General features: G+C 49.5%; 13 protein-coding genes. 5 read left to right on the top strand and 8 right to left on the bottom strand.

Annotated features, from left to right (window positions below; translation table 11 throughout):
* Positions 1-64 precede the first annotated feature (64 nt).
* From GU926_RS12560 to panC, 7 genes are all read right to left on the bottom strand, one after another.
* On the bottom strand, positions 65-985 hold the full coding sequence (locus GU926_RS12560; RefSeq protein ID WP_160692375.1) for a helix-turn-helix domain-containing protein: 921 nt from the start codon (positions 983-985) through the stop codon (positions 65-67).
* A 168-nt stretch (positions 986-1,153) separates the two neighbouring features.
* Entirely contained in the window at positions 1,154-2,293 is a 1,140-nt protein-coding gene (locus GU926_RS12555; RefSeq protein ID WP_160692373.1) for an acyl-CoA dehydrogenase, read from the bottom strand.
* A gap of 222 nt (positions 2,294-2,515) precedes the next feature.
* Positions 2,516-3,196 (bottom strand): zinc metallopeptidase, encoded by a 681-nt coding sequence (locus tag GU926_RS12550; RefSeq protein WP_160692371.1) that lies wholly within the window; start codon positions 3,194-3,196, stop codon positions 2,516-2,518.
* Between the two features lie 28 nt (positions 3,197-3,224).
* Complete coding sequence (gene rfaE2 / locus GU926_RS12545; protein WP_160692369.1) at positions 3,225-3,707, bottom strand: D-glycero-beta-D-manno-heptose 1-phosphate adenylyltransferase; 483 nt, start codon at positions 3,705-3,707, stop codon at positions 3,225-3,227.
* Positions 3,708-3,775: 68 nt separating this feature from the next.
* Complete coding sequence (locus GU926_RS12540; RefSeq protein WP_160692367.1) at positions 3,776-4,798, bottom strand: lysylphosphatidylglycerol synthase transmembrane domain-containing protein; 1,023 nt, start codon at positions 4,796-4,798, stop codon at positions 3,776-3,778.
* Positions 4,799-4,810: 12 nt separating this feature from the next.
* Positions 4,811-5,158 carry an aspartate 1-decarboxylase gene (gene panD, locus GU926_RS12535; protein ID WP_066507614.1) on the bottom strand — a complete coding sequence of 116 codons (348 nt, stop codon included), beginning with the start codon at positions 5,156-5,158 and terminating at the stop codon, positions 4,811-4,813.
* Between the two features lie 139 nt (positions 5,159-5,297).
* Entirely contained in the window at positions 5,298-6,143 is an 846-nt protein-coding gene (panC, locus tag GU926_RS12530) for a pantoate--beta-alanine ligase (RefSeq protein WP_160692365.1), read from the bottom strand.
* Between the two features lie 145 nt (positions 6,144-6,288).
* Between panC and GU926_RS12525 the strand changes: the two genes are divergently transcribed.
* The 3 genes from GU926_RS12525 to glmS all read left to right on the top strand — a co-directional run bounded on the left by GU926_RS12525 (position 6,289) and on the right by glmS (position 10,422).
* Positions 6,289-7,101, top strand: coding sequence for a glycogen/starch synthase (locus GU926_RS12525; protein ID WP_160692363.1), 813 nt, complete (start codon positions 6,289-6,291; stop codon positions 7,099-7,101).
* Positions 7,085-8,509: a DUF4270 family protein gene (locus tag GU926_RS12520; protein WP_160692361.1), complete on the top strand. Its 1,425-nt coding sequence runs from the start codon at positions 7,085-7,087 to the stop codon at positions 8,507-8,509. Before GU926_RS12525 ends, GU926_RS12520 begins: the two co-directional genes overlap by 17 nt.
* Positions 8,510-8,583: 74 nt before the next feature.
* Positions 8,584-10,422, top strand: coding sequence for a glutamine--fructose-6-phosphate transaminase (isomerizing) (glmS, locus tag GU926_RS12515; protein ID WP_160692359.1), 1,839 nt, complete (start codon positions 8,584-8,586; stop codon positions 10,420-10,422).
* Between the two features lie 108 nt (positions 10,423-10,530).
* Here glmS and GU926_RS12510 read toward each other — a convergent pair whose 3' ends face one another.
* Positions 10,531-11,208 carry a 3-hydroxyacyl-CoA dehydrogenase family protein gene (locus tag GU926_RS12510; RefSeq protein WP_160692357.1) on the bottom strand — a complete coding sequence of 226 codons (678 nt, stop codon included), beginning with the start codon at positions 11,206-11,208 and terminating at the stop codon, positions 10,531-10,533.
* Positions 11,209-11,257: 49 nt separating this feature from the next.
* Between GU926_RS12510 and GU926_RS12505 the strand changes: the two genes are divergently transcribed.
* Together GU926_RS12505 and GU926_RS12500 are read left to right on the top strand one after the other, a co-directional pair.
* Positions 11,258-11,641, top strand: coding sequence for a RidA family protein (locus GU926_RS12505; RefSeq protein WP_160692355.1), 384 nt, complete (start codon positions 11,258-11,260; stop codon positions 11,639-11,641).
* Between the two features lie 145 nt (positions 11,642-11,786).
* Positions 11,787-12,386, top strand: a complete 600-nt coding sequence (locus tag GU926_RS12500; protein ID WP_160692353.1) for a nitroreductase family protein — start codon at positions 11,787-11,789, stop codon at positions 12,384-12,386.
* Positions 12,387-12,411: the final 25 nt, after the last annotated feature.

The following is a 12,411-nucleotide window of genomic DNA, read 5'->3' as shown; positions in this document are numbered from 1 at the left end:
AAGAGGCCAAAAACAGAAAGGCCCGCAGTTGCGGGCCTTTCCTATAAATAGTCACTAATCTGTCTTACACGTTCATAGAAGACTCTCTGCGGCGCATCTTGCCCGCCGGAATCCCGAACATCATCTTAAAGCGACGGCAGAAGTACGCGGTGTCTTTGTAACCCACGTCTTTGCCAATCTCCCTGATGCTCTTCTTGGTAGTGCGCAGCAAGAACACGGCACGCTCCATGCGCTGGTACTCAATGTAATCCTGAGGGTTGATGCCGGTCAGCATTTTAAAGTACTGCCCTACGTAGTCCTCAGACACGTTGGCCACGTTGCTCAACACCTTGTTAGACAAGTCACCGCCCAGGTTCTCTTTGATGTAGTTGAACAGGTCAATGAGGCGTGGATCCTTGAAGTACGTGCTGTTGGTAGCCAATTGCTCCACAAACATCTTGTTCTTAAGGATATAACGGATCAGCTCCACCACCATCTGCTCAGTGTACAGGCTGATGATGCGCTCCTTGCCCGGCAAGTCCTGCATGCTTTCCTCTACAATCTTGATGATGAGCGTGGCCAGCTTGTTGCTGGTGATCACAAACGCCGGTACCTCCAGAGAGGTAAAGAAGTTTACAGAGTCAAATACTTTGGCCTCAAAGCTTACGTGGCTGTGGCTGTCATCGGCTTCCCCGATAAGATCCAGGTCATTGTTGCTTCTGAAGAACTTGTCTTTGGTGGTGATGTAGTCATCATTGGAGATGACGCGGCTCTCAGTGTCGCCGTAGTAGATCTTGGTGCTTCGGCCGCCTGGTATGAAGAGCAGCTGCCCTTCTTCTACCATTTGTTTGTCATCCCCGAAAGCGATAATTCCGTTGTGCACTAAGATGAGGTTGTTGCCAACGTCATAGTAGTTACGCACCGTGAGTGGCTGCTGCAGCACCAGGTTTTTAGCCTTGATGTAGCGAACCTTCAGCGACTCAATTATTTTATTGTAATCTTCCATGTAGGGGTACTAGATAAAGGGTTTCTGAATTTGTTGTTTTTCAAGATTGTCTGTCGCCCTAAAACTAGCACTTATCTTTGACTTTGTCAAACTACTTGGACAAATAATTATATACCCTCTATCACTATCCTACTACTAATCAAGCAATAGAGGGTATACAAAGCCTGCTTATTTTAATATTTCGCGGGAAATCACAATCTTCTGAATCTCTGAAGTACCCTCGTAAATTTGGGTAATTTTGGCATCACGCATTAAACGCTCTACGTGGTATTCTTTCACGAAACCGTAACCGCCGTGAACTTGCACCGCCTCAACGGTGGTGTCCATTGCCACTTTAGAGGCAAACAGCTTGGCCATGGCGCCGGTTTTTGAATAATCCCGATGTGCGTCCTTGTCAGCGGCGGCCTGCAGACACAACAGACGGGCGGCGTCAATGTTAGTCGCCATGTCTGCCAGTTTGAACTGAATGCCTTGGTGCTGCGAAATTGGAACGCCAAATGCCTTGCGCTCTTTTGAATACTTCAACGCCAGCTCATACGCGCCAGAAGCAATACCCAGTGCTTGGGAAGCAATACCAATACGGCCACCGTTTAAGGTAGACATGGCAAACTTAAACCCGAAGCCATCTTCCCCGATGCGATTCTCTTTTGGCACTTTCACGTCTGTGAACATCAAAGAGTGCGTGTCTGAGCCTCTAATGCCCAGCTTGTTCTCTTTAGGTCCAATCTGGAAGCCTGGTGCTCCTTTTTCCACAATAAAAGCATTGATGCCCTTGTGACGAAGCTCTGGGTTGGTTTGCGCAATCACTAAGTAGACCGAAGCGGTGCTACCGTTGGTGATCCAGTTCTTGGTACCGTTCAACAGGTAGTGGTCACCCATGTCTACGGCGGTGGTGCGCTGCATGGTGGCGTCAGAACCGGCTTCTGGCTCAGAAAGACAGAAGGCGCCAATGATTTCGCCAGTAGCTAAGCGGGTCAAATATTTCTGCTTCTGCTCTTCGTTGCCGTATTTCTCCAGACCCCAGCATACCAGGGAGTTGTTCACCGACATAACCACTGAGGCCGAGGCATCTACTTTGGAGATTTCCTCCATGGCCAGCACGTAAGAAACGGTGTCCATGCCGCTTCCGCCATACTTAGGGTCTACCATCATGCCCAGAAAGCCCAGCTCTCCCAGCTTCTTGATTTGCTCTGCGGGAAACTTCTGCAGCTCGTCGCGCTCAATGACGCCGGGCAATAGCTCATTCTGGGCAAACTCACGCGCAGCCGCCTGCACGGCTAATTGTTCTTCGGTAAATTGGAATTCCATATCAAGGGATGTTATAATTTCTTATGTTGTTTTCTGGCAGACAAAAGTAGGTAATTTATAGTATGCATGCAGCTTACCAACATATGTTTGCCAAGAGGCAAGCTAACATTTGTTTTGCTCTTCTCCATCTGTTTACGGCAAAAAATGTGTTACTCCTGAGGTCTTTACACAAAAAAGGGGCAACCAACCGGCTGCCCCTTTCTAAAATCAGTCATACAAAGACTAGTCTCTTCTGCCAAACAGCATAGAAGCATAGTACAACAAGGTGGCCAAGGAACCAACGGCTGCCACCACATACGTCATGGCCGCCCATTTCAAAGCATCCTTTGCCATGCCGTGTTCTTGCGTGGTCACAATACCTTTGGTGTCCATCCAGGCCAGCGCCCGCTTACTGGCGTCAAACTCAACCGGCAGCGTAATGAAACTGAATAAAGTAGTCAAGGCAAACAAGGCCACCCCAACCGCCAACGGAATGGGAGTAGACTGAATCATCACTACCCCAATCAGAAGAATCCATTGCATATACCGGCTGGCCACGCTCAAGGCCGGCACCATGGCCGAGCGGAACTTCAAGAAAGTATAGGCTTTGGCGTGTTGCACGGCGTGGCCTACCTCATGGGCGGCTACGGCGGCGGCGGCGGCGCTTCGGCCTTCATACACGTACTCGCTCAGGTTCACGGTTTTGTCTGCGGGGTTGTAATGGTCCGTCAGTTTACCGGGTGTGGAGATCACGCGCACATCCGTAATGCCATTGTCGGCTAACATCATCTCGGCGGCTTCGCGGCCACTCAAGCCTGACTGCAATCCTATCTTTGAGTACTTCTCAAACTTGCTCTTCAGCATCCAGCTGACCAATCCTGAGGCCAGCATGGTCACAATTAGTATTAAATAAATGCCTCCCATGGTCTTATAGTTTTTTTTAGTGGAGGTGCTATGTGCCGAGGATTCTGGCCACCACCTGTGAGGTAGAGTACCCTTTTACCAGCGGAATGGTTTTCACCTCTCCTCCCCTCTCTAATACGAGGTCGTGGCCCACAATGGTGTCAATGGAGTAATCATCGCCTTTCACCAGCACGTCTGGCTGCACGGCCTTGATTAGTTCATAGGGCGTTTCCTCGTCAAATAGCACTACCGCGTCTACAAACCAAAATGATGCCATCACCCGCTGGCGTGACATTTCGTCCTGTAAAGGACGGCTGGGTCCCTTTAACCTACTGACAGATTGGTCGGTATTCAGACCCAGGATCAATTTATCTCCCAGCAATCTGGCGCGCTCAAGATAGTCTACATGCCCCACGTGCACAATGTCAAAGCAGCCGTTGGTGAAGACCAGTTTCTGGCCTTGGGTCCGCCACTCGGCCACCTTGTCTAATAAATCTGGAAGCGTGCAAATTTTAGCCTGTGAAGGTAGCATAGGATTTTTCTATTAAATGGAAGAGAAGCCGTTTTGCCCTGTTTTCTGGAAAGTACGCCAAAAACGACCTAGGCCGTCTGTTGTTGGGCAAGCAATGCCTTTTTGGGCTTAGCCGCCAGACTGGCCACCAGACTGATGACCCCCATGATGACCACCAAGATGGCGCCCGTGGCATGCACAATCAAGGCATACGCCATTCCTTTGTCCAGAGGCACGGCATATAGCAGCAGCGCGGTTCTCACTAGAATATGGTACACACCAATACCGCCCTGCACCGGCGCCGACATACCAATGCCTCCCATCACAAAAATGGTCATACCCGCCTGCCAGGAAAGGCCTGATGTACCTGGTAGCACAAAAAACGCCAGGTAGCTGGTAAGAAAGTAAGAGAACCAGATAAAAGCCGTGTGCAACAGGAATAGTCCCTTCTGATCCATCTCCTTTATACTGAAGATACCCAGCCACAGACCTTTTACAAACTGACTCACCTTCTGGAAATGACGGTTGTGCTGCAACCTGCTGATGTTTTTATAAATGTACCATACCACAAACAAGGTACCCAGCACCACTACTCCTATCAAGAGATAGAGCGTCTGCAGGTTCTGTTGCAAGCCGTTGTACTTATCAGAAAAGATCTGGAGGAAAAACTCATTCAGGCGGTCAAACTCAATGAAAAACGTAGCGCCAATGCAGGAAACCAGAAGGACCAGGTCCAGAAGGCGTTCCGTAATCACCGTTCCCAGAGACACGTTGACGGGCACGTTGGCCGTACGCTTTAAAATGGTACACCTGATGACCTCGCCGGCTCTAGGCAGTACCACGTTGGCCAGATAGCCTACCATTTGCGCGTGGTACACCTGCCAGAAAGTGGGCTTGTACCCCACGGGCGCGTACTGCATTTGCCACCTGATGGCGCGGCTCACATACCCGGCTACGGAGAGCAGCAAAGTCACCCCAATCCAGAAGAAATTCGCCTGGCTTAGCTCTGACTTTACCGCTGTGAAATTGATGCTTCTAAGGGCGTACGCCATCAAGAACACAGACACCGCCAGCAGCAGCAGATACTTGACTATGTTGACCGTCTTCTTCATGCCGCAGGGCGTTTATACCAGCCGGTTGTGCTGGTCTGGGAAAATAACGGTGGGCTCGTGGGCGCGGGCGTCTTGAAAGGGAATAAGGGCGTAGGAAATGATGATGATCACATCGCCTACCTGCACCTTGCGTGCGGCTGGTCCGTTGAGGCAGATCATGCCACTGCCGCGCTCGCCTTTGATGATGTAGGTCTCAAACCGCTCGCCGTTGTTCACGTTCACAATGGTCACCTTTTCATGGGGCACCATGTTGGCGGCATCCAGCAGATCTTCGTCTATGGTAATGCTCCCCACGTAATGCAACTCAGCCTGCGTAACCTTAGCCCGGTGAATCTTGGATTTTAATACTTCAATCTGCATCAGAAAATTCTAAAAAGCGCGCAAAGTTATCAATTATTTACGAGACCCTGGCACCCATCCCTCTTGGATAAGACACGCACCGGCTGAAGGCATAACCAAAATATTTCTGGAATGATTTCAAGAAACGGCGGCAATGCGGCTATTGCCCTAACAGCACGTTGTCAATCAACCGCACCTCGCCTAAGAAAGCGGCCAGACACACCGCCGCGCGGGGAACTTCCTGCACGTGCGCTATAGGCTGCAGCGTGGCAGCGTCCACCACCTCCAGGTACTCCAGGCGCAGTTCCGGAAACTGGGTTAGAAAAGTCACCGCTGCGGCCTTCGCCTCCTCTATTGGGACGTGCTTTGCCTGCTCGCTCAGGAGTTGCAGGGCTTCGTACAGTTTGGGGGCTACTTGGCGCTGTTCTGGCGTAAGGCGTCGGTTTCTGGAGGACATGGCCAGCCCGTCTTCTTCTCTAATAATGGGAAAGCATACCAGTTCCAGATCAAAGCTCAGGTCTTGCACCAACTGCTGCACTATGGCAAACTGCTGCAGGTCCTTCTGCCCAAAGAACGCCTGGTGCGGCCTAACCAGATGGAAGAGTTTGCTTACCACCGTAGCCACGCCGTTAAAGTGCCCGGGGCGGTGCGCGCCCTCCATCACGCGCTCCAGAATCCCAAAATCAAACGTGAGCCTGGCCGCCTGGGCGTACATCTCAGCGGCATTGGGCGCAAAGAGCACGTCGCAGCCCACTTGGGCCAGCATCTCAGCATCCTCTACAATTAGCCTCGGGTACAGGTTATAATCCTCTGCGTTGTTGAACTGGGTAGGATTCACGAACACGCTGCAGACCACCACGTCATTCTGCGCCTTGGCTGCTCTCAACAAAGACAGGTGGCCTTCATGCAGGGCGCCCATGGTGGGCACAAACCCTATTCTGAGGCCTTGACAGCGTACTTGTTCACAATGTTGACGGATGTCTGAGAGAGAAGAAAGCTGCAACATGGCAGAGAACTGAGTTTAAGCAGGATTTGTTAAAGGGGGTAAAGGTAGGGTTTTCGTCAAATAAATTGAAAATCAGCTAAGAAATGCGTAATTTTGCACCTCGCGATTAGTATTGCCTAATTTAAAATCTATTTCCTTCCAACTTATGTCCAAATTGAGAATCTTATACGCGGCCACCGAGATTGACCCTTTTCTGCAGACCACAAAAGTAGCGGAATTTTTGAGGATGTTGCCACAGGCCATGCAGGAGCGTGGAATGGAAGTACGTATTTTCGTTCCTCGTTTTGGCTTGATCAATGAGCGTAAAAACCGTTTGCATGAGGTGGTTCGCCTTTCGGGCATCAACATTGCGGTAGGCGAAGAAGAGAAACCCTTGATTATCAAGGTGGCCTCCATTCCTAATGCCAAACTGCAGGTTTATTTTATTGACAACGAAGACTATTTCCACCGCAAGTCCGTTTTGGTGGACAAAGACAATAAATTCCACGCAGACAATGATGAGCGTGCCATCTTCTTCTGCAAAGGCGTCCTGGAAACCGTGAAAAAACTAGGCTGGGCCCCAGACATTGTACATTGCAACGACTGGATGACCAGCTTAATGCCTTTGTATTTGAAGACTACTTACAAGAACGACCCTATCTTTAAGACGTCAAAGTCTGTGTTCAGCGTGTACAACAACGAATTTGCGCATAAATTTGAGGGAGACTTGCTAGAGAAGGCCAAAATGCTGGACATTGAGGATGACATGCTGAACAATTTGAAGACCGCCGACTTTGGCGCGTTCATCAAAATGGGCATGCAGTACGCTGACATGGTCCTTAAGTCTAACGAGGATTTCAGTGACAACTTAAACGCGATGTTCACCGAGTACAACAGCACCAAGCGCATTAGCACTATTGCCTCTGATGACAACGTGATGGATTCTTACTTCAACTTATATAATGAACTGGCGAATTAACAAAGCGACCGCTGCCCTCTTTCTTTCTTCCTTGTTTTTTGCCTCTTGTGAAGACCCTACCGGCGTAGGCTTAGAACTGCAAGAGCCAGGGAGCCAAATAGGAACCAAGTATACAGACACTACCGCGGTACTGGCGTCTACTGTTCTTTTAAATGATTCCATCTTTACGCTTGGCGCCTCCAGCACGCTGGTAGGCCAGATACAGGATGATAAATTTGGCGAAATAACAGCCAAAACCTTTGGAGAGATTACCCTGGTGGGCGGCAATGACACCATAAAGACTGGCGCTACGCTAGACTCTCTGGTGCTTGCCCTGGACTATGCGTATGCCTACGGCGACGCCTCTTACCCCAAAGAGAAAGCTTCCCTTAGATCTAATATTACCTGGAACGTGTATCCGCTCACGCAGGGCTTCATTGACGAGACCACTTACTTCACCACATCGTCTTTGAGCTACAACGCCAACAGCCTGTTAGCCACGTCTACTTTCCAACCTATGCCCAATGACACCGTTCCTGGTGGCACACCGGTACTGGCTAAGTTTAGATTAGACCAACAGACCGCGGGCCGGGCATTGGCAGAGAGCATTCTGAGCAAGGCAGAAACCAGCACCTTAAAAACCCAGAAGGACTTTGCCGCCTTCTTCAAGGGCCTTGCCATTGTCCCTGCCGGAGACACCAAGAGCATCCTGGGCATTAACCCAACCTCTGTCAACTCTACCTTTACCCTCTATTTTAAGAACACAGACGGTAAGGCAAAGAAGTACACATTCAGGTTCTCTGACCGTTATTTCAACCAGATCACTGCAGACCGTTCTGGCACCTCATTGGCCGGCTTCACCAGCTATGCTCAGTTGAAGCCATCTAGCCAGACAGGCAGCGCTACGTTCTTACAGTCAGGCACAGGCCTAGTCACCAAATTAACCCTGCCTAACCTGGAGAACTTCAGAAAAACGGCCACTGGCTCCTCTTTGGAATTAGTGGTCAACAAGGCCGAACTGGTGATCCCGGTGCTTGCCTCTGCGTTGCCAGATACCTCCATTTACGCCTTGCCTCCGGTGATCACAGTAGTGGAAGCCACTTCTAACAACTTGATTGCCAAGACCAACGGATTCCCTAATATTTTATTAGCCGAAGGCACAACAGATCCGGCTACGCTTACGTATGACAGGGCGCAGAAAGCATACGTGGTAAATGTTACCTCTTATGTGCAAAGCGTCTTGTATAAAAAGAGAAGCAACAATGGCCTTATTCTTTTACCTTCTAATGTAAGCGCCTCTGTTTCCACCCCAACCTTCAATGGCCAAAAGGTGAACAGAGCAGTATTAGAAGCTAACCCGTATTCCCCTTCTGAGTCTAACACCAACAGACGCCCCCGTCTGCGGATTTTTTACTCAACCGTTCAATAAACTTATCGTCAATTTTATTTGTTAGCCGCTGCAGACCAGAAACTTGCCGGTTAATTTAAAGAAGATCATTTACTATGTGTGGAATTGTAGCCTACGTTGGGCAGCGCGAAGCTTGCCCAATCATTCTTAAAGGTTTAAAAAGATTAGAGTATCGTGGATATGACAGCGCCGGCGTGGCCTTGTTAAATGACGGTGAGTTAAAGGTTTTCAAGAGAAAAGGAAAGGTAAGCGACCTGGAAGAATTTATTGGTAACCAGGACACTACCAGCCATATTGGTATTGGGCACACCCGCTGGGCAACGCACGGCGAGCCCAATGATGCCAACGCGCACCCGCACTACTCTAGCTCTAAAAAGATTGCCATCATCCATAATGGCATCATTGAAAACTACGCAGCCTTAAAGCAGCACTTGATCAACAAAGGCTACGACTTCCACAGCGACACCGACTCTGAAGTATTTGTCAACCTGATTGAGGACATCAGAGAAACCACCAAGGTAAACCTGGCTGAGGCGGTGCGTTTAGCTCTGCATGAGGTAGTAGGCGCCTATGCCATTGTAGTGATCTCCCATGATTCTCCTACTGAGCTGATCGCGGCCCGTAAAGGAAGCCCATTGGTGATTGGAATCGGACAAGGTGAGTATTTTCTTGCTTCTGACGCTACTCCTATCATTGAATACACCAAAGACGTGGTGTACCTGAATGACTTTGAGATTGCGTTGATTAAGGATGGCGTGTTAGACATCCGGACTAAAGAGGATATTGTACAGACACCTTACATCCAGACTTTGGAGCTGGAGTTGGAGTCTATTGAGAAAGGCGGCTACCCTCACTTCATGTTGAAGGAGATTTTTGAGCAGCCCCGCTCTATCATGGACAGCATGCGTGGCCGTTTAGTGGCTGAGAACACGCAGTTGACCATGTCCAGCATCAGAGAGTATGAGAATCGCTTTAAGAATGCCCAACGCATCATCATTGTAGCCTGCGGTACTTCTTGGCATGCAGGTTTGGTGGCGGAGTATATGATTGAAGAGTTGGCACGCATCCCGGTAGAAGTGGAATATGCCTCTGAGTTCCGCTACAGAAACCCCATTATCACCGAAGGAGATATTGTGATTGCTATTTCCCAGTCTGGTGAAACGGCAGATACCTTGGCGGCGCTGGAACTGGCTAAATCCAAAGGTGCTCTCATCTTTGGTGTGTGTAACGTAGTAGGTTCTTCCATTGCCCGCGCTACAGACGCTGGTGCTTATACTCACGCTGGCCCTGAGATTGGAGTAGCCTCAACCAAAGCTTTCACGGCCCAGGTAACGGTGCTTACGCTTATTGCCATGATGCTAGCTGAGAAACGCGGCACCATAGAGAAATCTGCTTTGCATCAGTTGATGATGGAGATGGAGCAGGTACCAGCCAAAGTAGAGAAAGCGCTACAGTTGGACAAAGAGATACAGGCCATTGCCGAAATTTTCAAGGATTCCAGCAATTTCATATACCTGGGCCGCGGCTTGAACTTCCCGGTAGCCTTGGAAGGCGCCTTGAAATTGAAGGAGATTTCTTACATCCACGCAGAAGGATACCCGGCGGCAGAAATGAAGCACGGTCCTATTGCCTTGATTGATGAGAACATGCCGGTGGTGGTAATCGCGACCAAGGACAACTCATATGAGAAGGTAGTATCTAACATCCAAGAGGTAAGAGCCCGTAAAGGCCGTGTAATTGCCATTGTAACCGAAGGAGACACGGTCATCCCAGAGATGGCGGAGTTTGTAATTGAGGTGCCTGAAACGCACGAGGTCTTAGTTCCTCTACTTTCAGTGATTCCGTTGCAGTTGTTGAGCTACCACATTGCCGTAATGCGCGGTTGTAACGTAGACCAGCCTAGAAACTTAGCCAAGTCTGTGACCGTTGAGTAATCACCAGATTCATAGATAAAAGAAAAGGGCCACCTAAGCAGGTGGCCCTTTTCTTTTATCCGTTTTTGGCCCTTTTCCCAGAAAACAGACCAAAAACGGATGCAAGACCTATAGCTCCTCTCCTTTTAGATAGGCGGTTTTCAACAAGGGACAAATCTTATAGCGCTCGTCCTTAGTGTCTGCATAGACGGCTTCCAGCAAATCATAGACATTTGCTACGCCTATCTTATTCGCCCACTCAAACGGCCCGAAGGGATAGTTGGTACCCAGCTTCATGCCCAGGTCAATGTCTTCTTTAGTAGCGGTGCCTTCCTGCAGGGTGTAGCAGGCTTCATTGATGATCATGCAGAGCACGCGCGGCGTCACCATGCCCACTCTATCAGCTACCAACTCATAACCGGTGCCCAAGACCTCCATGACGCGGGCCACTTCCTTTTCAGATTCTGGTTTCAGCACACTTACCTCTAGCACTTCTCTGTTGAAGAGCGAAGGCAGCGCGTTTACGCCGCATAAATGAAAAGGGAAAGGACCATGTTCTTTGGCGAGGCTGGCTAGCTGCAGTTTGGGAGCGTTGCAGAAAATCACCAAATCTTCGCCTTTTTCAGCTTTGGCATACTGCGCCAGGCGTTCTGGCTGTTCATGCAGCAGCAAGTCAAAGACTACTTCTACCTGATTGAGCCATAAGCCAAGTTCTGCCGGGTCCTGCAAGTAGAGGTATGCTCTGTTAGGAAACTTCAAACTGTATTCTTGCTCCAATTCAGGAGAGGCCAAAACCATTGTCTTCATAAATCTGTACCTTTAAGCACACAAAGATACTGATTTAACTATTCTTGTTATGGCAACTACTATCATAGAAAGCAAAGCCGCTCCGGCCCCCATTGGACCTTACAGCCAGGCCGTGATGGCAGGCAACACCTTGTACGTATCGGGCCAGATTCCTTTGGACCAGGCCACTGGCCAGTTGGTACAGGGAGACATCCAAGCCGAGACGCACCAAGTCATGAAAAACCTGCAGTACATCTTAGAAGAGGCGGGCATGAACTTCAGCAATGTGGTAAAGTGCTCTATTTTTGTGAAGGACCTGGGCAACTTTGGCGCCATCAATGAAACCTACGGCAGCTATTTCTCCAGCAATGAGCCCGCCCGCGAAACCGTGGAAGTGAGCCGCCTACCCAAAGACGTGAACGTGGAAATCTCCTGCATCGCGGTTAAATTTTAATGATAGATTGAAGGATTGAATGAGTGAGAGAATGTTCTTGATTTGAAGATTTGCAGAGTTGGAGATGATCCTGATGAGCTAATTTTCACATTTTCAAATCGCCCATTCTCTCCTTCATTCAATCTCTCATTCACTCAATAAACCCATGCAACACCGCGAAGAACAGCACAACATCCATGAGCTCATGCAGGCGCGTTGGAGCCCCAGAAGCTTCTCCTCTGAATTGCTTACCCAAGAGCAAATAGAAAGCCTATTTCAGGCGGCGCGGTGGGCGGCTTCTTCCGGCAACGGACAACCATGGCGGTTTGTCTATGCCACTAGTGATCAGCAAAAGGATTTTCAGCGATTAGTGAGTCTTTTGGATGAAGGCAATGCAATCTGGGCAAAGAACGCGCCTTTCCTGATGGTAGTGTTTTCTAAAACCGAAAGAGACAATGGTAAGCTACATCCGGGTCACTTGTATGACACGGGATTAGCGATGGGGCAATTCTGTCTGCAGGCAACGGCCATGGGGCTACAGGTGCACCAGATGGGCGGATTTGCCATGGACAAGGCTAATGAGGCGTTACAGGTGCCAAGTGAATACCAACCCATTGCCATGGCAGTAGTTGGACACCCGGCTCCCTTTACCCTATTGCCAACGCAAGAATTGCAAACCCGTGAACAGACCAAGTCTACCCGCAAGCCATTACAGGAAACCGTGCATATGGGTACTTGGAAAGGTGGTTATCAAGAATTGACTTAGACCCTTCGTTTTTGGCCTGTTTCTC

The sequence above is a fragment of the Nibribacter ruber genome, from assembly GCF_009913235.1.
GTDB classification, from domain to species: domain Bacteria; phylum Bacteroidota; class Bacteroidia; order Cytophagales; family Hymenobacteraceae; genus Nibribacter; species Nibribacter ruber.
Note: the sequence above shows the minus strand (reverse complement) of the source record. Positions and strands in the feature narration are given on the sequence as shown.